Raw genomic sequence first — 21,887 nt, 5'->3', positions numbered from 1 at the left:
ACGGTCCGTTGCATGATGCTTCGGCCGGTCACTCCGGCGCCAGTGCGGTGAGCGCGCCGGACGCGAGCGCCTCGACACCGGCCGGCAGCGCCAGCCCCGCGTACGGCGCGAAGGACGGGCTGTGGTTGCCCGGCAGGGCGGCGAGCTTCTCGGCGGCGCTGCCACCGGGCGCCGCCCGCCACTGGCGCGGGCCGACGACACCGAGCATCCAGTACCCGCTGGGGATCCCGTCGGCCAGCAGCGGGAAGTCCTCGGCCGCCAGCGACGACGGCCACCAGGCCACCCGGTCGGCGCCGAACGTCCGCTCGTGGGCCGCGCGCAACCGCGCGGCCACCTCCGGATCGCCCCGGTAGGCCGGGGTCCGCGACACCACCCGCAGCACCGGCTCCACCGGGCTCCCCGCGGCCTCGCAACAGCCCCGCACCGTCCGGACCACCCGGTCCCGCACGTCGTCCAGCACCCGGTCGGACAACGCCCGGATCGTGACGCCCAGCGTGGCCTCCTCCGGGATCACCCCCGGATGGTGGCCCGCCCGCAGCGAACCCACCGTCAGGGTCACCTGCTCGGCCGGCCCGACCTGCCGGGACACGACGGTCTGCAACTGGACGACGACCGTGGCGGCGAGCACCACCGGGTCGACACACAGGTGCGGGGTGGCGGCGTGCCCACCGCGGCCGGTCACTGTCACCTCCAGGGTGAGGCAGCCCGCCGTCATCGGACCGGACCCGTGCGCGACCATGCCCGCGGGCAGCGGCGCCGCGTGCTGCGCCAGCAGGAGGTCCGGCCGGCCGAACCGCTCGTACAGCCCGTCCGCGATCAGCGCCGCCGCGCCGGTCAGCGTCTCCTCGGCCGGCTGCCCGAGCACGAGCAGCGTCCCCCGCCAGCGGTCCCGGAAGCGGTCCAGGTGAGCCGCGGCGCCCACCGCCGCGGCCAGGTGCAGATCGTGCCCGCAGGCGTGCATCACCGGCACCCGGCGCCCCTCGCCGTCGAGGGCGCCGGCCGTGCTCGCGTACGGCAACCCGGTCCGCTCCGCGACCGGCAGCGCGTCGAGTTCGGCGCGGAGCATCACCGCCGGACCGACGCCGTTGGCCAGGACACCGACGACGCCGTGCCCGCCGATGCCGGTGGTGACCGCGCAGCCGGCCTCGCGCAGCGCGGCCGCGAACCGGGCCGCGGTGCGCTCCTCCCGCCCCGACAGCTCCGGGTGGGCGTGCAGGTCGCGGTAGAGCGAGCCGGCCCGGGCCAGGACACCCGCGTCGAGGGCCGGGCCCGGAGCGCGGGCGGTAGCGAGCGGGCCGGGTGACACCATGCCGCTGAGCCAACCGCAAACCGCTGTCACACCGCTCACCGCCGGTGACAGCGATCGGGGGTCCGGACGACGGCGATCGGTGAGCGCCGTGCGGTCTGCTTGTCCCAGGCCGGAGGAACCGGCCGGACCCAAACCCCTTGGAGTCATCATGGCGCCCGAAACCGACCTCAACGCCCTCGCCGAGGAAATCCTCGAGCTGGAGTCCGAGACCTTCGCGATCTCCGACTACGCCGACGCCTCCGAGGCGATCCTGGCCTCCTGCTCCTCGTCGGGCACCACCTCGACCTGCAGCAGCACCACCTCGACCACCAGCTGCAGCGCCTGAGCGGACCGGTCACGACGTAGGGCCGCCCCGGCAGCGGGGCGGCCCTACGTGCGCGTGTCCGGCCGCCGGCGCGGCGGTCGGCTCAGGGGAACGGGTGGGGAACGCGGCGCAGGTCGTCGTCGGTGAGCACCGCCCCGGCCAGCCCCGCCGCGTACGGGGCGGTGCGCAGGCGCGGCAGGTGCAGCGCCCGCTGTCGCAGCCAGCCGAAGTCGATCGGCAGCAGGCCGGGCACCACCACGCACACCGACCGCAGCCCGGCCGCCTCCTGCTCCGGGCTCGTCTGGTCGACCAGGATCGCCCGGTGACCGCGCCGGTGCAGGGTGTCCAGGACCCGGCCCAGGTCGTCGAGGAGGTCCCGGGCGCCGGCCTCCCGGTGACCGGCGAAGACGCTCGCGACGTCCCGCGCCGCCGCGTCGCGCAGGTACGTCGCGGCGTGCCGGGCCATCCGGGGCAGGCCGAACAGGGCGGAGTGGTCCGGCAGCCGGCGGACCAGGCCGTAGTCGTCGGCCATCCGCTCCAGCTCGCCCCGTCGCCGGCGCACCGTGGCCGGCTGGTGCGGAATGTAGGTGAGCGCCTCGGCGACCGCGCCGGCCACCGCCTGCTCCGGGTCGACGTGCGCGGCTGCCGCGAAGGAGAGCAGTCCGGGCCCACCGTCGTGGCGGACCGCCAGGCTGGTCACCACCGGCACGTCCAGGTCGATCCGGTTGTCGAAGGCGTGCAGCGCGTAACCCTGCAACTCGGCACGGTCGGCCATCGCCCGTACCGCCGGCGAACAGCTCGCCAGGTCGATCCTCGGCAGCGTCAGGTTGCCGTACCAGCCGAGCAGGAAGGCGTCCCGCTCGATCAGCTCCAGCAACCCGAACAGGGCCGCCTCGGCCAGGCAGCTGCCGGTGGCGCAGCCGCTGGAGGACGAGAGCACGAACGTGTCCCCGGCCGCCGGGGAGCTGTAGAAGCAGAGCCGCCGGGGCACCAGCACCGGCCGGCCGGTGCGCAGGTCCCGGCCCCACACCCAGGGGATCGGCCGGTCCGGGTCGAAGCGGCGCAGGATCGGGTCGTGGTCGTACACCTCGTCCGGATAGCTGCCGCACTCGTCCGGGTGCAGGGCGTGCTCGGCGACGTCCGCGTACGCGGCGACGACGGGGATGAGGTTGCGCCGCCGGTGGGTGCCCGCGTGCCGCTCCAGCCCCTCCAGGTACGCCAGCGCGTGGCTGGCGTCGTAGCCGGTGGACTGGCCGCTGAAGGAGACGTCGAGCAGCCCGCCGTAGCCCCGGATGAAGACGCTGCCGGTGACCGGGGCGGTGGTGGGTGAGGTGATGGTGAGCTGGGTGCCCGCGCCGAGCGCCCCGCAGACCGGGTTGACCAGGGCGGCGCGGGGCAGCGGGTAGTCCCCGGGGGCGCGCAGCCGGTAGGCGTCGGCGGCCGGTTTCGGCGCCGGCCCGTCGAGCTCCGGCACCTCGGCCGGCGAGTCGGGACGCGCCGTCGAGCACGTCGGGCAGCGCGGCTCCGCCAGCACCGGGTGGGTGCGTACCCGCAGCGTGTTCAGCTCCAGCCGGCTGACCCGGGCCAGCCGCCGGTCCGGGTCGTCCCACGTCGGCGGCGCGGGCCGGGCCGGCGTGGCGTGCACCGCGCGGTACAGGTCCCACACCGCGTCGAGCTGGTAGGCGGTGAGCCTGGGCCACGGCCCGACAGCTGTCGGAACGCCACCGGTCTCCAGCGCGTCGCGTTCGCTGCGGCCGCGCAGCCGCTGCCACCGGATGGCCAGGCAGTGCCCGCAGGCGGCCCCGGGCTGGGCGCCGGCGACCGGGCCGACCAGCACCGCGTCCGCGCTCAGGTGCACAGTGGCGTGCCGCCGGTGCGGCGCCGCCCCGGCCAGCGCGTCGCCGGCGCCCAGTGTGACCACCCGGGGCGCCGGGCCCGCCGGCCGCGCCGTCCATCGCCGGCGCAGGTGCGCGTCGAGCCGGGCCGCGGCGGCGGACAGCGGGACCGGGGGCGCCGACGCCGCGGGTGCGGTCACGAGCTGTGGCTCCACCGGAAGGTACGCACGCCGATGATCGCGAACACGACAGCGAAGCCGACCAGCGCGCCGCACGCCACCAGATAGTCGGTCATGGAGCCGAACCCGGTGAAGGCGTACGCCATGCCGTCGTTGACGTAGCGCAGCGGCAGCGCCCGGGAGATGCCCTGCAACCACCCGGGCATCAGCTCCAAGGGATAGAACGACCCCGACAGGAAGGCCATCGGCACCACGATGCAGTTGGCGATCGCGGCCACCGCCTCGGCGGTGTCCGCGCGCGAGCCGACGATCAGGCCCAGCGCCAGGAACGTGGTCACCGCCAGCAGCATCATCGGCAGGGCCAGCGGCCACTTCCCGTCCGGACGCATGCCCAGGAAGGGCAGCATGGCCACGCCGACGAAGAGCAGGCTCTGCGCGACGCCGATGGCGAGCGCGACCGCGTAGCGGGAGCCGACCACGGACCAGATGCTCGTCGGCGACAGCCGGATGATGCGCAGCAGGTCGTCGTTGCGCCACTGCATCAGCGTGAACGACACGCCGAACAGCGCGGCGCTGGCCAGGCCCCACGACAGCACACCCGGCGCGATGAAGTCGATGTATCCGTGGCCGGTCTCGGCGACCTCCTGGTTGCGGAAGATCAGTCCGAAGATGACCAGGAAGACCAGCGGGAACGCGAACGTGAAGAACAGCGTCGTGGCGTCCCGGACGCTCGCCTTGTAGCTGGCCCGGGCCAGTGCGGTGTATGCGCTCATGCCTGCGGCGCTCCCATCAGTTGCAGGTAGACGTCTTCCAGGGTGGCCGGGCGGGTCTCCACCTCGTCGAGGCCGCCCTCGGCGCCGAGGGCGGCCAGCACCCGCGCCGTCTGGGTGGTACGCAGGACGACCGCGCCGTCCTCGAAGTCGATCCCGTCGACGCCGTCGATCCGGCCGGCCTGCTCCGCGCTGAGCCGGCCGGCGGGTACGACGAGACGGGTGCCGACGCCGGATCGCGCGATCAGCGCCCGTGGGCTGTCCAGGGCCAGGACGCGCCCGGCGGCGAGGATGGCGACCCGGTCGCACAGCGCCTGCGCCTCGTCCAGGTGATGGGTGGTGTAGACGATGGTCTTGCCGCCCGCCTTCAACTCCCGCAGCAACTGCCCGAGATCACGTCGGGCCTGCGGGTCCAGGGCGGCGGTCGGCTCGTCCAGGAAGATCACCTGGGGGTCGTGCACGATCGCCGAGGCGATGGCGAGGCGCTGGCGCTGTCCACCGGAGACGTTCGTGACCCGGATGTCGGCCGAGTCGGTCAGCCCGACCAGCTTCAGCGCCCGGTCCGCGGCGGAGGGGGGCAGGCCGTAGAGCGCGGCGACGGTCACCAGGTGCTCCCGGGCGGTCAGCCGGGTGAAGAACGCCGACCGCTGGGTCTGCACGCCGATCTTCGGCAGCAGGTCGAGGTTGCGCGGCGTCGGCGACATGCCGAGCACCCGCACGGTGCCGCTGTCCGGGGTCCGCAGACCTTCGATCATCTCGATAAGTGTCGTCTTGCCCGCGCCGTTGGGCCCGAGCATGCCGAAGAACTCGCCGCGGCCGATCGAGACGGTGACGTCGTCCACCGCTCTCACCTCGCCGTACGACTTGCTCACGGAGTCCAGCACGATGGCCGGATCGTCGGTGGCTGGCATGGTCACGCCTTTCGCTTGTGGGCTTCGATGTGCTGCTGCTGTGACGGGGAGGAGCGACCCGCGGGGCCGGCACGCCGGGGCCGCGCCAGCCAGCCGGCGAGCGTCAGCGCGACGACCGCGGCGGGCAGGACGTGTCCGAACACGCCCAGTGTGGACTCCAGGAGCGCGCCGGCGAAGTAGACCACACAGGCGGCCACCGACGCGGCGGCGAACAGCCACCACAGGCCGTACAGACCGAGGCGTACGGCGGCCCGCCTCGGGTAGCGGACACGGCCACGGCGGGGCAGCCGGCCGAGGGCGGTGTACAGGTAGCGGCGGCTCTCCGGCGCCAGGTCCAGCGTGTCCAGGAGGTGGCTGGTCATCTTGTAGCCGTCCAACGGCGGGAGCGGAACGAAGTTGACCACTGTCTGCACGGCGGCGACCAGCACGTACGCGCTGAACAGCCGGCCGGCGAAAGCGCCCGGCAGGGCGGCGAGGAGCGCGCCGGCGAGCAGCAGCACCATCCCGTTCGCCACCCCGCCGGCGGCGGCGATCACCGCCTGGTCCCGCCGCCTCGGCAGGAAGGCGTAGTCCTCGATCCGGCAGGTGAGCGTGACCAGGTTGATCCGCTTGACGGTGGCGCCGAGACGGACCGCGGTCAGCGCGTGCGCGAACTCGTGGACGGCCGCGCCCGCCCAGGCGAGCAGCCCGAGCAGGAGCAGGCTCAGCGGGTCCGTGAACGCCGGGCGGGCCGCCTGCCACAGCGGGCCGACGTGCCAGGCGACGGCCACCAGCAGCGCCGCCACCAGCAGGCCCCACCCGGCGACCGACGCCGGGCTCAGCAGCCGACCCAGCAGCCGGGCCGACCTGTCGAGCCGGTCGTGACGCGCCACCGGCGCCGCCTCCGGCTCACCGGGTCCGCCGACGAGCAGGCCCCGCTGGTGCAGCAGCCACAACAGCCGCACCCAGTGGTCGTCGCCGAGCCGGCGGCCGTACGCGACCGCGTACTCGTCGCCCACCTCCCCCAGGGAACGGACCCCGTCCAGCCGGCGCACCAGGAACCGTTCCTTGTCCGACAGCTCGAACGCCCGGCCGTTGCGACGGTCCTTGACCAGGTGGACGGTGGCCGGGCCCCGGTTCAACGGGCGGGAGAAGAGCAGGTCGTCGCGCAGGCGGGGACGCTTGCCGAGCAGCGCCGGGCTGGTCACGCCGCCACCGCCGGCTCCCGCAGCACCCGGGCGAGCAGGTAGGACAGATACGCCTCGTCGCGGATGGTGGCGTGCAGCCGGTTGTTCGTCATGTGCAGGTACGGCGACAGGAGCGCGGCCAGCGCCTCGGCCGGGTCGGTGACCACCCGCTCCCCGCTGCCGTCCCACGACCGGAGCGTCAGCCGGCCGGACGCGGCCAGCCCGAGCACCCGCTCCCGAAGCTCCCCGGCGTGCTCGGCCCAACCGCGCAGGAAGCCGGGCAGGTGCGCGACATCCCCACGCGCCACGAGGTCGAGGATGCGTTCGACCCGCGGTCCCAGCTCCGGCGCGACCCCGTCGTACATCCGGCGATACTCCTCGGCCCCGATCAGCTCGGTGCCGGCGAAGGCCCGGTGCCAGAAGTGGTGGTAGCGGTCGAGGAAGTCGACCAGCTCCGCCCGGTCCGGCAGGAACGTGCCGGCCAGCACCGTCATCAACTGGGCGGCAGTACCAAGCAGCACCGGTCGCAGGTGCAGGTTCATCGTCGCGAGGGCTCGCAGCACGACGTCGCTGGAGTGCCGGAAGTGCCACTCGGCGACCTCGATGCCGTCCGGCCCGCCGTACTTTCCGTACTCCGGCTCGTAGGGCCGGTAGCTGACCGAGTTGTTGGGTTGCAGCAGCATCTGGCCGTTGTCGTCGACCAGTTCCGCCGGCCGTCCGCCCGGGAACTCCAGGGCGAACAGGATGTCGTAGAGCTCGCGCAGATAGCCGGTGCCCATGGCGTACAGGGCGGGGCGGGTGCTGAGGAACCGGTGGATCGCCGCCTCGGCCAGGGCCCGCACCGCCGGCTCGTCCGACGGGGTACGGGGCCGCAGGCGCAGGCGCACGTGCGGCCCCTCCAGCCAGTAGTTGATGAAGAAGTGCCCGGCGAGCAGGTTCCGGTCGGTGAGCTCGCGGATCAGTGGCGCCACACACTCCACGAGCAGCGGCTGCGGGTTGGCGGCGTAGAACACGTGCAGCGCCAGCCAGTCCCCGCGGGGGTCGGTGGGCGCGGCGGCCGACACGGTCATCGGATCCTCCCAGGGTCGGTGCGGAAGGTCTCCACGGCCAGCTCACAGACGTGGCCGCCGTGCTCACCGCGGGCCGTCAGCTCGTCGGCGGCCGGCAGCATCTCGCGCAGCACCACCCGGTCGTCGGGGGCGTCGAGCGAGGCCCGCAGCGCCTGCAGCGACAGCGGGCTGTCGAAGTCCACGTACTGCGGTTTCGGGTTGGTCCCGGCGCGGGCCGCGCCGGCCGGGTGGACGGTGGCGAAGACCCGGGCCGGCACGTCGTGCTCGGCCCGCCACCGCCGCCAGCGCAGGAATGCCTCGGCGTCGGCGCCCGGGTCGTCGGTCTGCGGCAGGTCGCTGGCGCGCGCCGACCAACTGCGGCGGCTGAGCACCACGTTGCCGGCGCGCAGCCGGGGCCGGGTCGTCACGCCGGCGCGGGCGGGTCCGGCGGGCACGCCCCGCCACGGGTCCAGCCGCACCATCGACGCCGGCGAGAGCAGCAGCAGGGTACGCGGGATCTGCGGCAGCGCCATCGGCACCAGATAGCCGAGATAGACCGGGATCACCTCGCGGTTCAGGCGGGTGGAGCGCAGCACCACCCGGTCCGTGTCGGGGTCGTGCACCAGGTGCAGGTCGTCGAGGGTGACCTGCCGGTCCGCCTCGACGTCGCTGGTCTCCCCCGGGCAGACGATGACGTGGTCGGTGAGCCGGTCGTGCAGGTTGAGGTTGGTGGTGGCCGCCCCGCCGGTCAGCTCGGCGAAGACCGCGCCCGGCGGTGCGACGGACCGGGCCTGCGCGCGCAGCCGCTCGGCGAGACTCGGCGCGTCCCCGGCGAAACAGTGGGTGAACCGGCTGAACGGGAAGGACAGCCCGCCGAAGGACTGGTTGAGCACCAGCAGCGGCTCCGATCCGCGCGACGCCACCTGCACGAAGTGCCCCTGCGGGCGGAACCCGCCGGCGGCGCCACCGAGCAGTTCGCCCACCTCGTCGAGGAGCGCCTCCGGCAGCGGCAGCTCGGTCCGTCCCGGGTCCGCCGCGACCATCCGGCGCAGCCGGTCGGCGAACGCCTGCCGGGCCGCGTCCAGCGCGGTCATCTCGGGCCGGCCCAGCCAGTTCTCCTCCGGCGTGTAGCTGCCGTCCTCGGCGAACGCCCGGCGGCCGGAGACGTAGGAGGCGTACTGGTCGTAGAGGTCGTCGTGGAAGTCCTCCACCAGACGCAGCAGGTCGTCGCACCGGCCGCCGACGCCGAACCGGGCCAGGAAGAAGCCGTGGAACATGATCCGGTGCGGCAGGTTCTGGTCGAAGGCGGGCAGCACCCGCTCCACCGCGGCCAGCCCGTCGCCGACCAGCCGACGCCAGGCCGACGTGCTCACCGGCAACGGCGCGCCGCCGATCCGGCTGTCCTCGTAGAGCAGGGTCTGCGGCAGCTGCGGGTCCGGTTCGCCGAGGTCCACCATGATCGCCCGCACCGCCGAGCGCAGCTCGTGCGTCACCTGCCGGCGCCGGGCCAGGTCCCCGTCCCGGTAGGCGTCCACCAGATCGCCGATCGCGGTGAGACGGGCGGCGGTCCGGGCCGCCCACTGACGGTCCAGGCCGGACAGCACGCCGGCCAGCGCCCGGACCGGGTCGGCGCGGTGCACGTCGACGTCCAGGCCGACCAGGCGCAGCATGCCCAGGCGCAGCAGGGTGGACAGGTACGCCTGCCCGTCGGCCCGCTCCGCGCCGGTCAGCTCGCACAGCCGGTCGACCAGTTCGCCCCCGCGGATCGTGCCCCGCCGCTGCAACAGCGCGGTCAGCTCGTCGAGGACCCCGCTGCGCCGCAGGAAGAACAACCCGTCCCGGACCGAGTCGAAGCTGACCGCGACGCTGTCGTCGCCGGCGGTCACCCAGTGCCGCACGTAGCGGATCCGCTCGGCGTCACGCCGCCAGCCCGGGCTCAGCGCCACCGGCAGGTCGCCGCGCCGCACCGGGTCGGCGCTGATCAGGTCCGCGATCCGGCCGACCAGCACGACGTTGAGCCGCACGTGCCGCTGCCACCGCTCCCCCACCTTCAGCCCGAGACCCTCGGCGGCGTCGTCGAACCGGCCGAGCGCGACCGCGGTGAAGGTGCTGAACGGGCTGGTCTTGCAGGCGGTGCGATAGAGGTAGGACAGCAGTGAGCGCTCGACGCGGCGGGCGCGCTTGTTCGCCGGGCGGGCCGGATCCGGCGGGACCCCGGTGGCGAGCTGCTGGTCCAGGGTGGGAGAGGCGAGCTGGAGCCCGCCGCGCAGCCGGGGCTCGTCGGCCAGCTCCCACAGCCGCCGGCGGGACCGGGCGACGTCGGCGGCGAACACGGCGGTGCCGTCGTGTTCCAGCCGGGCCAGCCGCTGCCGGCCGGCCAGCCACCGCCGCAGGTCCGACGCGGCCCCGGGCCGGAGGCGCTCGACCACGGCGAGAGCCGGCCCGGGGTCGGCGGGCAGCACGTTGTTGTGCACCTGCCGGCGCAGGCCCAGCAGCCGGCGGCGGGCCTCCTCGTCGTCGTTGCCCTTGATCAGGTCGTGCAGCAGGTCGCCGACCCGGGCACCGTCGGCGGCGAGCCGGTCCCGCAGCGCGAGGACCTCCTCGGCCCAGTCGGCCGCGCGGGGGCACCGCAGACCGTCGACTGTGGACAACGGCAACCCGGCGATCCGGGCGATGAACCAGTCGCCGGTGCGCCAGTCACTGGTCGCGGCGGACGTCCACGCGCTCGGCGCGGGCACGGTCGCCGTCACGACAGCTCGTAACGGTAGTCGCCGAGCCCTGGCCGGTCGTGCCCGGCCAACATGATCAGCAGCGGGAACTCACCGGTGTCCTCGAGCGCCAGTTCCTCCACGTAGGAGACGCTGTCGAAGCCCAGCGCCACCCCGGCGCCGAGGCGCAGCGCGGCGGCCGTCGTGTAGAAGGTCTGCGAGATCGCCCCGACGGTGGCGTTTACGAGGTTGTAGCCACGGTCGCCGGTGGCGTCCAGCACCGCGTGGGTGCGGACGGTGGGCACCAGGACGACAGCGGCCTGCTCCAGGTTGTAGTTGGCCAGGAAGTAGTTGCGCTGCAGGAACCGGCCGGGTGGCCCCTCGGTGACCGGGAGCAGGGCGTGGCTGCCCCGGTCGTACTCGTAGCCACCGGCGGGCACGCCGTCGACGTGGTTGACGAACGCGTAGAGCTTCGCCAGCGGCCGGTCCGCCGGGCCGTCGATCTCACTGGGCACCGTGGTGGCGGCGGTCGCGCTCAGAAGCGCGGCGAGCTGTCCGGCGGAGATTCGCCGGCCGGCCAGGAACCGGCCGAAGCTGCTGCGCCGACGGGCCAGGGCCGCGCCGACCGGCATGTCCATGGGCGCCGCGGGCGGCAGCGCGAGACGTCCGGCGCGGGTGGGCGCCGGATGCGCGCCGGCGTCGGCGAGCGCGCCGGCCGGCGGTCGCCGCACCGCCGCGGCGGCGGTGCTGCGGTTGACCCGTTGCAGGATGTCGAAGTCGAGCCGGGTACGCGAGCGATCCCGGTCGGTGTGCCGGACCCGGACCGGGCCCGGTGGCGCCCCCTCGGCCCGGTCGGCACGGTCGTGATCCGCCCAGGTGAGCGGCACGACGGCGAACAGCGCCTCGGCGTCGGGGTCCAGGCCGAGCAGGTCGGCGACGGCGGCCTGGTCGAACCAGAGGACCGGCCGGATCCGCCGGCCCTGGCCCCCGGCCCACAACCGCCAGGTCTGCAACACGGTGCCCACGTCCATCGACACGGCGTGGTACGAGAAGTTGTTGTACTTGAACGCGTTCTGCCAGAACTTGACGCCGATCACCAGGAACTGGGTGGCCGGCTCCGGCCGGTCGATCGCCGCGTTGAGCCGGTCGGTGACGTCCCCGGCCAGCAGCCGTTGCATGGCCTGCCGGGCGTGCGCGTAGTAGTAGACGCCGGGGACGACACCCGCCCCCGGCCCGGCGATCCAGTAGACGCTGCACGGGTAGAGACCGCCGCCCGAGGCGGTGCCCCGGTGCCAGTTGGCGTGCGCGTACGAGGGAAGCCCGGCCAGGTCGGTGTTGGCCTGCACGCCCAGCCGCCGGCCGAGCAGCCCGTAGGAGTCGCGCAGCATGCCGGCGAGCAGGCGCGTGGTGAACGGCTCGTCGGCGTCGCCGTCCGGCCGTAGCGCCGCATCCAGCGGGGCGTCCGCCGACGCCGGTTCCGGCAACGGAAAGGCTGCCGCGTCCGGGTAGTACTTGCCGCGGCGGGGCGCGTCCGCCCAGTCGGGGATGAAGTCGGCCGGGGGCATCGGCACCCGGCCGCGGCGCAGGATCGCCGTCGCGTACGCGTGGGCGTAGCCGGCGGGTTCGGACGTCATGGCGCACCTCACGGGAACGGGTGGGGAACGGAGTGGATCTCGTCGTCGCGCAGGTCGCGGTCGAGGAGTCCGGCGGCGCGGAAGGCGGTACGCAGCCGGGGCGCGTGGGGCGCGCGCTGGCGCATCCAGCCGAAGTCGATGGGCAGCAGGCCCGGCACCAGCACGCTCGCCGTGGCCAGCCCCAGGTCGTGCTGCTCGGGTGTGGTCTGGTCGACGGCGATCACGTCGAACCCGTGCCCGGTGACCGCCTCGAGGCAGTACTCCAGGTCGTCGCGCAGGTCGGCGGAGACCGGCGGGGCGGGACGGTCCGGCCCGTACAGTTCGGTCATCGCGACCGGCGGGCGGCCGTTGTCCAGCAGGAACCCGGCGTGCCGTCGCATCTCCGGCAGCCCGTACAGCAGCGGGTGGTCGTGCAGGCCGCGCACCTGGGAGAAGTCGTCCACCATGGTCCGCAGCCGCGGTTCGTCGGCGCCGGCGCGCAGCCGCACCATCACCGAGTCGGTGGCGATCTCGCACAGCGCCGCGGTGACGGCGGCCTGCGGGTCGAGGCTCGCGCCGCCGCCGAAGGCGAGGGCGCCGAGGCCGCGGTCCTCCCGCACGGCGACCGCTGTCACCACCGGGATGTCGAAGGTCATCCGGGCGTCGAAGAACCGGGCCCGGTAGCCGTACATGGCCAGCCGGTCGATCATCAGCCGGGTCTGCCGCCGGTCGATGGTGGCCGCGTCGATCTCCGGCAGGGCCCGCCCGCCGTACCAGGCCAGCAGGAACGCGTCGCGTTCGATCGCCTCCATCAGGCCGTGGTAGACGGCTTCCACCAGAGAGCCGCCCGACGCGCACCCGTTCGAGGTCTCCTGGACGAAGCGTTCCTCGACGCTGGCGGCGTGGTAGTAGACCAGGACCTCGGGCACCAGCACGGCCTGCTGGTCGCGCAGCGACCAACCCCAGACCCAGCTGATCGGCCGGTCCGGGTCGAAGCGGTGCACGTACGGGTTGGCCCGGTAGAAGTCGTCGGCGTAGACGCCGCACTCGCGCGGGTCGAGGGCGTCGTCGCCCAGCTCCCGCAGGGTCGCGGTGACCACCGTGCGCTTACGTCGCGGGCGCAGCCCGGCGGCGCGTTCCAGTCCCTCCAGCACCGCGACGCGGGCGCTGCGACGGAAGCCGTCGGTGTGTCCACCGTAGAGCGTCTCACGCAGGTACCGGCCGCTGCGCAGGGTGAACGAGCCGATCGCCGGCGCGGTGGACAGCGAGGTCAGGTCCTGCCACAGCGTCGAGCCGAGCGCCCCGCACACCGGGTTGGCGAAGGCCTCCACGTCCAGCGGGTAGTCGTCGAGGTTCCGGCCCCGGAAACCGGCCGGGTCGCTCTTGGCGGTGGACGCCAGCTCGATCGGGGCGAGATCGCGGGTGTCCGGGACGGCGCCGCCGCAGGCCGGGCACTGCGGGTCCGCGACCAACGGAACCCGGCGCACCCGCAGGGTCTGCAGGTCGACCTGGAGCACCACGGCCGGGCCGCCCGCCGCCGGGGCGCCGCCGTGGTGGGCCGCGACCAGGGCGGCCAGGAGGTCCGCGACGAGCGCGATCGCGTACGGCCACGGACCGGCCGCCCGGGTGTCACCGCCCAACTCGACAGCGTCCCGCAGGTCACTGTGCCGCACCGCCTGCCAGCGCCGCGCCAGGCAGGTCGCGCAGGCGCCCGAGGACGCCGCCGGGCCGAGCAGGACCACATGCCCGTAGACCAGCAGGCGGGGCCCACCGGCCGGGCCTGCCGGCGCGGCCAGCTCGTCCCGTACGCCCAGGGCGACCACCTCGGCGGGGCAGCCGCGCTCGGCCAGCAGCCGCGCCAGCCCGGCGCAGACCAGCTCGTCGGTCTCGGCGGTGTGGCTCACCGGCCCTCCTGGGCGGTCAGCAGCACCTTGACCGCGACCAGCCCGCCGGCGGCCAGGTCCGCGCCGCCCACCGACGCCACCAGCACGTCGTGTCCCCGCTCGCGCAACCCTTGGCGCACCTGTGACCAGCTCAGCGTGGCGCCGTCGGCCGGCGTCGGGTCCCCCACCGCGAGGGTGCCCGCGTCGAACTCGTCCAGCAGCGCGTCACCGGTGTCCGGCGTGATCGCCGGATCCTGTGCCCGCAGCGCCGCCAGGCCCAGCACGTCCCGCAGCGCCGCTCCGGCCGCGACCGCGTGGACCGGGTCACCCGCCACGGCGTACCGCCAGCGGCCGTCCGTCTGGTCGGGGTAGCGGGCCAGGAGCACGCTCAGCCCGCCCTCCGCCGCGCCGGAGAGGTCGAGCAGTTCCACGGCGATCCCCAGGTTCGCCGCCGACTTGCTCAGGAAGACCAGTTCCGGATCGGCTCCACGGGTGTCCAGGCGTACCTGCCGCGCGGCGGACCGGCCCTCGACGACCGCACGCAACGCGCGGTACGCCAGCGCCGAGGCCAGACCGCACCGCACCGCCTCGGCGAGGTCACCGCCGGCGCCGCCGCCGGCACGGGTCGGCTCCGCGCCGCGGGCACGGTTCGCAGCGCCGAACGGCTCCAGCACCGCGGCCGGCACCGCCGCCGCCGCGCCGGTCAGCAGTGAGCGGGCCGCCGCCCAGCCGCCCCCGTCCGGCTCGGCCCAGCCGGAGTCGAGGCCGAGCCGGGCGGCGTCCAGGCGCGGCGCGTCGGCGGCGGGCGGCCGGAGGACGGCCGCCTGCCCGGTGACAGTCACCGCGGCGGCCCGCAGCGCCCGCAGCCGGGCCGCGGCGACGTGGTGCACGTCGAACGCGTGGACGGTACGGCGGCGACCGCCCGGATCGGTGAGGTCGACCGCGCCGATCTTGAGCGGGGTCTGGTCCCAGCGTTCGTCGTCGTAGCGACGGAACACGCCCACGTGCGGCTGGAGCAGCGGCTGGTGGGCGGCGAGCCGCGCCACTGCCGCCTCGGCCCGCGCCGACTCGTCGGCGGCGTCGGCGGCCGGCTCGTCCAGCGCGAGATCCACAGTGGACGGTTCCGGCGACTCAGGCCGGCAGAAGGCGCAGCGCGGGTGGGTGAGCAGCGGCTCGGTCAGCACGTCGAGCGAGGCCAGGTGCTGCACGATCACCGCGCCGTCGGTCTCCCCGGGCAGCGCGCCGGTGGTGAGCCGGAAGACCTCGTACGCGAGCAGGTTGCCGACCATCGCGGCCAGCGGCCCGTCCGGCTCGGCGGCCACCGGCGCGGACCCGGCGGGCAGGGCGGCGGCCCGCCACACCGCAGCCGCCGCGCCGGTGTCGTCGTTGTCGGTGAGCCGGTTCATCGCGCAGCACCAGCACCCCGGGTGTCCTGCGCCCTGCACCGGGCCGACGAGCATCCGTTCCCCGCTGACCCAGGCCGGCAGGAGCAGCCGGCCGGCCGGGATCCCCGCCGCGAGCAGCCGCAGCGTGTCGCGGGGCGCGCCGTCACCGGCCGCCACCACCACGAGGTCGGCGTCGAGGTCGGCCCAGCCGACGTCGCCGTCGGGCAGTTCGTCGACGGTGGCCGGACATCCCGCCTCGGTCAGCGCGGCCAGCTCGTCGGCGAGGCCGGGCGCGACAGTGGCCCGCACTGTCACCCCGGCGGCGCCGTTGCGCAGCAGGGCGGTGGCGCAGGACCGGGCGACGGGACCGTCGCCGAGCACCGCCACCCGGGTGTCGCGGAAGGCGGCGAAGCGGTGCGCGGGCCGGTCGACGTAGTGGTCGACGTAGGCGACCTGGGCGGCGAACGCCCCGGCCACGGCCGGGTCGAGAACCGTCTCCGGATCCTCCTCGACCGGTACGTCCCGGGCGAAGCCGCGCCCGTAGAGCGCGTCGACCAGCTCGCCGATCATGTCGCGTTGCGCGGGCGGCAGCGGTCGGCAGATGTCGGCGACCCGGTTGCGCCCGTTGAGGTGCGGCACGAGCAGCGCCGCCAACCGGTAGGCGGTGCCGGAGGACAGCCGGAAGCCGCTGCTGGCGTTGTGGAACAGCACTCCGTCCTCGGTGCGGGTGAACAGCACGTCGTGTCGCATCCGCGGCCGGGTCTGAGCCACCGTCTCGTAGGCAGTGCTCATCCGTGGGTTCCCTTCTTCACTCGATCGGGGGTCGTTCTCCGGCCGGCCACGCCGAGCGCGTGCCGCCGCAGCAGGCCACGGATCCGGTACTGGTCCGCGGCCTCTTCCATCAGGCTCTGGTCGACGAGGTCGTCGAGCAGCTCACCGGCGCGGACCTGGTCGACGTCGAGCAGCCCGGCGGCGGCCGGGACGGTGATCGTCCCCGGCGCTTCGGCCAGCCGGAGGAAGACGTCGGCGAGCACGTCGCCGGCCCGGGTCAGCGCCTCGTCGAGGCGGCCGGCCAGGGACATCTCCGGGTCGCCGGGCAGGCTCAGCCGTCCGATCGGATCGGCGCTCAGCCATCCGACGGCCTCGTCGAGGCTCATCCGGGCACGCAGCAGGACGCGGGTGGCGGCGATCCGCAGCGCCAGCGGCAGGTGTTCGCAGAGCGCCGCGAGCTCGGCCGCGGCCGATGACTCGGCCTGCACCCGTTCCGCTCCCAGCACGACCCCGAGCAGGTCCAGTGCCTCCTGCCGGTCGAGCGGCTCGACCCGGTGCAGCCAGCCGCCGAGCCGGGCGACCAGGGCGGACAGGCTGGGCCGGCTGGTCACCAGCAGCACGTCGTCCGGCCCCAGCACCTCCGGCAACCGCCGGGCCAGCGTCGCGTCGGCGACGTCGTCGGCCAGCAGCAGCCGGCGGCCGGTGGAGGAGACCGCGGGAGCGGCGGCGTCCGGGTCGCTCGGCTCCACCTGCCGCACGCCGCCGGGGAAGTCCTCGGCGACGAGGCCGGCGACGTGCTGGGCGATGGCGGTCTTGCCGACGCCCGGCAGCCCACTGAGCACCACGATGCGGGTTCCCCCGCGCAGCCGGTCGGCGAGGGTGCCGCACAGCGCCGCCCGGCCGACGAAACCCGCGACGGAGGCGGGCGGACGGACGGATACCGCCGGCATGGGCCGGGGCGTCACCGTGACCACCGGCGCCGGCGCCTCTCCGCGCAGGATGGTCAGCTCCAGCCGCCGCAGCCCCGCGCCCGGGCCGACGCCCAGTTCGTGGTCGAGGTGCTCCTTGATCCGGCGCACCTCGGTGAGCGCGTCGGCCTGCCGGCCGGTGCGGTACAGCACCTCGACGAGCCTCGCGGCGAAGCGCTCGTTCGCCGGATAGAGGCGGGTCGCGGTCCACAGGTCCACCAGCACCGACCGGTCACGACCCAGCCCGATCTTGAGGTCGCAGAGTCGTTCGATGACCCGGACGCGTTCCTCGTTCAGCCGGGGTACGACGTCGCGGTGCAGCGCCTCCGACGGCACGTTCGCCAGCATCGGCTCGCTCCACAGGGCGAGCGCCTCCTCCAGCGTCGCCAGTTCCGTCTCCGGATCCGTCTCGGCGCGGGTCCGGCCGGTCAGCTCACGGAACCGCATCAGGTCGACGCTCTGCGGACCGGCGGTGATCCGGTAGCCGCCGGGCACCGTCCTTATCGCGTTCGCTGTCAGCCCGTGCCGCTGGAACAGCTGACGCAACCGCAACGCGCAGGTCTGCAACGCGGCCCGGGCCGAGACCGGCGGGTCGTCGCCCCAGATCGCCTGCTGCAGCATGGCCACGGACACCACCTCGTCGGGGTGCAACAGCAGCGCCGCCAGCAGACAGGCCACCTTCGACGGCGGCAGCACCAGAGCGTCGGCGTCCGTGGTCAGGGTCAGCGGGCCGAGGACGCGGAAGGCGACGGCCGGCGTGGACGCCACCGGCTCCGGATCACACCGGGGCGGACTCGCCACTTGCGCTTCCACCGTGATCCTCCCTTCGGGTTCATCCGAGGAGCACCGATCAGGTGACCGTCCACCCGCGTAACGCGGGTACGCTCCGGATCGCGCGCTCACAGACGCGCTGCACGATGTAGTCGGAGATCGCCTGTTCGGAGGCGACTGTGAAGACCGCTACGGCGAGCCGTCCGGCAATCTCACGGGCGTGGATGTGGCGGATGCCGTCGGCCACCGTGGCGTTGAGCCACAACAGGTCCGTCAGCTCGCCGGCGGAGAGGCCGCGGTCGTCATCCGGCGGCCGCAGCGCGAGCCGGGTGAGCAGCACGGCAAGCCTCCGGTGAGCCGGACCGCCCGGGTTCGCGCCTCGACGTCGCCCATCGTCGGCATGTCCGCATCGACGCCCCTTCCGCATCGCCCCGCCGGCCGGCGGGTGTTGCATCGAGAGTGGTACCTGGCAACCGGCGCGTCACGTCCCCGCGTACCGGCGGAACCGGCCGTGGCCGGTTCCGCCGCGCAGTCAGCCGCATAAATCCGGCATTTTCTGTCCGACCTTGTAGATGCCCCTGTCTAATGGCGACCATCACTGGAGTTAATGCCACGTACATCGATCTGTTATCTATCCCGAGGCTCGGCCTCCATTAGTGTGACCATCGACTCCGGGGGGAGGGAACGTGATCGAGAGATTGGGGCTGTCGGCCACCGACGAGGCCGTCTACTGGGCGATGGTTGACAATCCGACATGGGATGTCGAGGACCTCGTCACCGGCCTGGACATGCCGGAGACCGCGGTCCACGACGCCCTCGCCGCGCTTGCCGACCACGCGATGATCCTGCCCTCGTCGAACCGGCCGGGCAGCCTGCGCGCGGTGAGCCCGCAGCTCGGCCTGCTCGTCCTGCTCGACCAGGCGGAGCGGCGGACGGTCGCTGAGCAGGCCAGGATCCAGGCGACCCGCGCTTCGGTGCTGGCCCGCGCGGCCAGCCGGGACGACAACGAACGGGAGGAGATCGTCCGCCTGAAGGGGGTCGACGAGCTGCGGGACCGGCTGTCCGAGCACGCCCGCACCGCCACCGAGAGCGTCATGATGCTGACCGGTGGCCCGGCAATTCCGCCGCAGATCAGGGAAAGTGGCGGGGCGCTGAGCCGGATGGCACTGGATCGCGGCATCACCATCCGGCACATCTACCAGGAGACCGTTCTTCAGGACCCGGCCTCCTGCGCCTATGCCGAGGAGATGGCCAAATGCGGGGAGGACAGCCGGGTCCTGCCGGGGTCCCCGGTGCGGATGACGCTCGTGGATCGCAGAATCGCTCTCCTGCCGATTGAATCGCACCTCGGTAGGGGTGCGGTGGAAATCCGCAGCGTGCGCCTGGTTTCCGCGCTCTGCCTGTTGTTCGACCTGTTGTGGGAGAAGGGCGTCCCGTTCTCCCGGTGGGCCGGCAGCAGCATGGACGGGCTGACCAAGCAGGCGAGCGCCATCCTGCGGCTGCTGCGCTGCGGGCGTACCGACGAGGCGATCGGCCGCCAGCTCGGCCTGTCCGAGCGCACCGTGCGCCGTACGGTCGCCGACATCATGAAGCGCCTCGACGCCGAGAGCCGATTCCAGGCCGGTGTGGAAGCGGCTCTGCGCGGCTGGATCTGACCGCGCCGGCGGGCAACCAGCTCCGGGAGCCGGTTGCCCGCGACCTGCGGGCGGCGGGCCGGTCAGGCCCCGCGCAGGGTGGCGCCGAAGCGCTCGGCGGCGACAGCCACCGCCGCGTCCCGCGCGGCCACCGCCTCCTCGCCCGCGAGGGTCCGGTCCGGGGCCCGGAACGTCAGCTTGTACGCCAGCGACTTGCGCCCCTCGCCGAGCTGCTGGGAGGTGTAGACGTCGAACAGCCGGACGTCCTCCAGCAGCGGGCCCGCGCCCTCGACCAGTGCCGCCCGCACCTCGGCGGCCGGCACCGAGTCGTCCACCACAAGCGCCACGTCGATCAGGGCCGGCGGGAACGTGGAGATGGTCGGCCCGGCGGCCAGCGGCGCGGCGGGCAGCGCGTCCAGGTCCAGCTCCATGGCGCTGGTCCGCCGGGGCAGCTCCAGCGCGGCCAGCACGGCCGGGTGCAGCTCACCGGCGTGGCCGACGACCACGTCGTCCACCACCAGCTCGGCGCAGCGGCCCGGATGCCAGGGCGCCCGCTCGCCGGACCGTACCGTCACCCGGTCGGCGGGGATCCCGGCGGCGTCGAGCACGGCCCGGCCCGCCTCGATCGCGTCCGCCCAGCCGGCCGTGCGGCCCGCGCCCCACCAGCCGGCCGGCTCGATCTCGCCGGTCAGCGCGACCGCGACGTGCCGCGGCTGGGCGGGCACCACCGCGTCGGCGGCGGCGAACTCCTCGTCGGTGGGCCGCCGGTCCACGCCCATGGCGGGCGGGGCGCCCGCGCCGGGACGCGGGTGGAAGACGGTGCCGATCTCGTAGATCGCCACGTCCCGCTGACCGCGGCCGACGTTGCGCTTGACGATGCCGAGCAGCGGGCCGAGCAGCGTGGTGCGCAGCAGCGGCTCCTCCTCCGACAGCGGGTTCGCCAGGCGTACCGCCGGGCGGCGGGGGTCGTCGGCGGGCAGGCCGAGCTGGTCGACCAGTTCCGGCGCGACGAACGGCTGCGCCAGCACCTCGACGTAGCCGCGCTCCGCGAGGGAGCGGGCCACGGTGCGGCGGCGCTGCTGCTGCCAGGTCAGGCCCCGGCCGGGCGGCGCGGTGGGCAGCACCGACGGCACGCGGTCGTAGCCGTCGAGGCGTACAACCTCCTCCACCAGGTCGGCCGGGTCGGTCAGGTCGGGCCGCCAGCTCGGCGGCGTCACGGTCAGCACCTCGGCGGCACCGGCGGTCGTGCCGACGCTGCCCGGGTCCTCGGCGAGCCGGTCCGCGCCGCGGGTCACGGTGCAGCCGACCTGCTCCAGCAGCTCGACCACGCGGTCCGGCGAGTAGGCCACGCCGACGCGCCGCGAGGGCAGGTCCACCGGCAGCGTCACCGGCGTACGCGGCGCGACGTGGTCGATGTCGAGCACCTCCGCGCCGGCCGTGCCGCCCGCCAGGTCGGTGAGCAGCCGGACCGCCTTGTCCAGCGCGACCAGCGGCAGCGCCGGATCCACACCCCGCTCCCACCGCTTCGCTGCCTCGCTGAACAGCTTGTGCCGCCGCGCGGTACGCCCGACCGTGGCCGGGTCCCAGTGCGCCGCCTCGAACAGCACGTTCGTGGTGGAGGCGAGCACCTCGCTGGTCTCGCCGCCCATCACCGCCGCCAGCGAGATCGGACCGGTGTCGTCGCAGATGACGAGGTCCTCGGCGGACAGGGTACGGCTCACCCCGTCCAGCGTGGTCAGCTTCTCCCCCGCCTCGGCGCGGCGCACCACGAGCGCCCCGGCGATCCGGTCCGCGTCGAAGGCGTGCATCGGCTGGCCGAGCTCGAGCATCAGGTAGTTGGTGATGTCGACTGCGAGCGAGATGCTGCGCACCCCGGCCGCGGTGAGCCGCTGCCGCATCCAGCCCGGCGTCTCGACGGTCGGGTCGACGCCGCGCACCATCCGCGCCGCGAACCGGTTGCAGCCGACCGGGTCACGGACCTCCACCGGGTACGCCGGCTCGGCGGTCGCGCCGGGCGCGGGCGCGTCGGCCGGGTCGCGGAACGGCACGCCGAGCGCGTGCGACAGCTCCCGGGCGATGCCGCGCACGCTCAGCGCGTACCCGCGGTCCGGGGTGATCTCCATCTCGACCACGACGTCGTCCAGGCCGACGACGGGGCGCGCGTCGTCGCCGGGCTGGGCCTTGACGTCCTCGGGCAGCACGACGATGCCGGAGTGGTCGTCGCCGAGCCCCAGCTCCTGCGCCGAGCAGATCATGCCGTGGGAGTTGCGCCCGTACGTCTTGCGCGCGCCGATCGCGAACCCGCCCGGCAGCACCCCGCCGGGGAGGATCACCACGACCTTGTCGCCCTGGGCGAAGTTGCGCGCACCGCAGACGATCTCCTGCGGCTCGCCGGTGCCGTTCGCGGCGCCGACGTCCACCCGGCAGAAGCGGATCGGCTTCTTGAAGCCGGTCAGCTCCTCGATCTCCAGGACCTCACCCACCACCAGCGGGCCGGTGACCGACTCGCGCAGGTCCACCACGGACTCGACCTCGATGCCGAGGTCGACCAGCGCCTGCTCCAGGTCGCCGGTGGGCAGGTCGGCCGGCAGGTCCACGTACTCCCGCAGCCAACTGACAGAAACTCGCATG

15 protein-coding genes are annotated in these 21,887 nt (G+C 74.4%); 2 read left to right on the top strand and 13 right to left on the bottom strand.

From position 1 onward, the window contains the following. Positions 1-28 precede the first annotated feature (28 nt). Positions 29-1,309, bottom strand: a complete 1,281-nt coding sequence (locus tag AMK25_RS09425; protein WP_073827726.1) for an amidohydrolase — start codon at positions 1,307-1,309, stop codon at positions 29-31. A gap of 148 nt (positions 1,310-1,457) precedes the next feature. Here AMK25_RS09425 and AMK25_RS09420 point away from each other — a divergent pair, with 148 nt between their 5' ends. Continuing rightward, a complete protein-coding gene (locus AMK25_RS09420; RefSeq protein ID WP_073827725.1) occupies positions 1,458-1,634 on the top strand; it encodes a thiazolylpeptide-type bacteriocin in 177 nt (58 codons plus the stop codon). An 82-nt stretch (positions 1,635-1,716) separates the two neighbouring features. Here the strand turns inward: AMK25_RS09420 and AMK25_RS09415 are convergent, their stop codons facing one another. The 11 genes from AMK25_RS09415 to AMK25_RS09365 are packed head-to-tail and all read right to left on the bottom strand — an operon-like array spanning position 1,717 to position 17,962. Next, positions 1,717-3,648: a TOMM precursor leader peptide-binding protein gene (locus AMK25_RS09415; protein WP_073827724.1), complete on the bottom strand. Its 1,932-nt coding sequence runs from the start codon at positions 3,646-3,648 to the stop codon at positions 1,717-1,719. Next, complete coding sequence (locus AMK25_RS09410) at positions 3,645-4,400, bottom strand: ABC transporter permease (RefSeq protein ID WP_073827723.1); 756 nt, start codon at positions 4,398-4,400, stop codon at positions 3,645-3,647. The genes AMK25_RS09415 and AMK25_RS09410 overlap by 4 nt, the downstream gene beginning before the upstream one ends. Further along, positions 4,397-5,308, bottom strand: coding sequence for an ABC transporter ATP-binding protein (locus tag AMK25_RS09405; RefSeq protein ID WP_073827722.1), 912 nt, complete (start codon positions 5,306-5,308; stop codon positions 4,397-4,399). Before AMK25_RS09405 ends, AMK25_RS09410 begins: the two co-directional genes overlap by 4 nt. A 2-nt stretch (positions 5,309-5,310) precedes the next feature. Continuing rightward, positions 5,311-6,495, bottom strand: coding sequence for a peptidase M50 (locus tag AMK25_RS09400; protein ID WP_073827721.1), 1,185 nt, complete (start codon positions 6,493-6,495; stop codon positions 5,311-5,313). After that, a complete protein-coding gene (locus AMK25_RS09395; RefSeq protein WP_073827720.1) occupies positions 6,492-7,544 on the bottom strand; it encodes a lantibiotic dehydratase C-terminal domain-containing protein in 1,053 nt (350 codons plus the stop codon). The genes AMK25_RS09400 and AMK25_RS09395 overlap by 4 nt, the downstream gene beginning before the upstream one ends. Continuing rightward, positions 7,541-10,261 (bottom strand): lantibiotic dehydratase, encoded by a 2,721-nt coding sequence (locus AMK25_RS09390; RefSeq protein ID WP_073827810.1) that lies wholly within the window; start codon positions 10,259-10,261, stop codon positions 7,541-7,543. Before AMK25_RS09390 ends, AMK25_RS09395 begins: the two co-directional genes overlap by 4 nt. 8 nt (positions 10,262-10,269) lie before the next feature. Then, the gene (locus tag AMK25_RS09385; protein WP_073827719.1) at positions 10,270-11,865 is read right to left on the bottom strand and encodes a nitroreductase family protein; all 1,596 of its coding nucleotides are present in this window, start codon (positions 11,863-11,865) and stop codon (positions 10,270-10,272) included. Between the two features lie 8 nt (positions 11,866-11,873). Further along, positions 11,874-13,748, bottom strand: a complete 1,875-nt coding sequence (locus AMK25_RS09380) for a TOMM precursor leader peptide-binding protein (protein WP_073827718.1) — start codon at positions 13,746-13,748, stop codon at positions 11,874-11,876. Next, positions 13,745-15,904 (bottom strand): TOMM precursor leader peptide-binding protein, encoded by a 2,160-nt coding sequence (locus AMK25_RS09375; RefSeq protein WP_073827717.1) that lies wholly within the window; start codon positions 15,902-15,904, stop codon positions 13,745-13,747. The genes AMK25_RS09380 and AMK25_RS09375 overlap by 4 nt, the downstream gene beginning before the upstream one ends. Next, positions 15,901-17,652, bottom strand: coding sequence for an AfsR/SARP family transcriptional regulator (locus tag AMK25_RS09370; protein WP_083664673.1), 1,752 nt, complete (start codon positions 17,650-17,652; stop codon positions 15,901-15,903). The genes AMK25_RS09375 and AMK25_RS09370 overlap by 4 nt, the downstream gene beginning before the upstream one ends. A 49-nt stretch (positions 17,653-17,701) precedes the next feature. After that, positions 17,702-17,962: a hypothetical protein gene (locus AMK25_RS09365; RefSeq protein ID WP_073827715.1), complete on the bottom strand. Its 261-nt coding sequence runs from the start codon at positions 17,960-17,962 to the stop codon at positions 17,702-17,704. Positions 17,963-18,359: 397 nt separating this feature from the next. Between AMK25_RS09365 and AMK25_RS09360 the strand changes: the two genes are divergently transcribed. After that, a complete protein-coding gene (locus AMK25_RS09360) occupies positions 18,360-19,277 on the top strand; it encodes a LuxR C-terminal-related transcriptional regulator (protein ID WP_083664687.1) in 918 nt (305 codons plus the stop codon). A gap of 62 nt (positions 19,278-19,339) precedes the next feature. On the opposite strand, the gene pheT is transcribed toward AMK25_RS09360, so the two are convergent. Continuing rightward, positions 19,340-21,886: a phenylalanine--tRNA ligase subunit beta gene (gene pheT / locus AMK25_RS09355; RefSeq protein WP_073827713.1), complete on the bottom strand. Its 2,547-nt coding sequence runs from the start codon at positions 21,884-21,886 to the stop codon at positions 19,340-19,342. Position 21,887 lies beyond the last annotated feature (1 nt).

Source organism: Micromonospora sp. TSRI0369, assembly GCF_001905625.1.
In the GTDB taxonomy this organism is placed as follows: Bacteria; Actinomycetota; Actinomycetes; order Mycobacteriales; family Micromonosporaceae; genus Micromonospora; species Micromonospora echinospora_A.
This window is presented reverse-complemented; position numbering and strand designations above follow the sequence as displayed.

What these genes read in the sequence shown, in the direction of transcription:
- AMK25_RS09425 (WP_073827726.1), bottom strand. Translation starts at nt 1,309, where the DNA reads ATGGTGTCACCCGGCCCGCTCGCTACCGCCCGCGCTCCGGGCCCGGCC.
- AMK25_RS09410 (WP_073827723.1), bottom strand. Translation starts at nt 4,400, where the DNA reads ATGAGCGCATACACCGCACTGGCCCGGGCCAGCTACAAGGCGAGCGTC.
- AMK25_RS09375 (WP_073827717.1), bottom strand. Translation starts at nt 15,904, where the DNA reads ATGAGCACTGCCTACGAGACGGTGGCTCAGACCCGGCCGCGGATGCGA.
- AMK25_RS09360 (WP_083664687.1), top strand. Translation starts at nt 18,360, where the DNA reads ATGGTTGACAATCCGACATGGGATGTCGAGGACCTCGTCACCGGCCTG.
- pheT (WP_073827713.1), bottom strand. Translation starts at nt 21,886, where the DNA reads ATGCGAGTTTCTGTCAGTTGGCTGCGGGAGTACGTGGACCTGCCGGCC.
- AMK25_RS09385 (WP_073827719.1), bottom strand. Translation starts at nt 11,865, where the DNA reads ATGACGTCCGAACCCGCCGGCTACGCCCACGCGTACGCGACGGCGATC.
- AMK25_RS09405 (WP_073827722.1), bottom strand. Translation starts at nt 5,308, where the DNA reads ATGCCAGCCACCGACGATCCGGCCATCGTGCTGGACTCCGTGAGCAAG.
- AMK25_RS09420 (WP_073827725.1), top strand. Translation starts at nt 1,458, where the DNA reads ATGGCGCCCGAAACCGACCTCAACGCCCTCGCCGAGGAAATCCTCGAG.
- AMK25_RS09395 (WP_073827720.1), bottom strand. Translation starts at nt 7,544, where the DNA reads ATGACCGTGTCGGCCGCCGCGCCCACCGACCCCCGCGGGGACTGGCTG.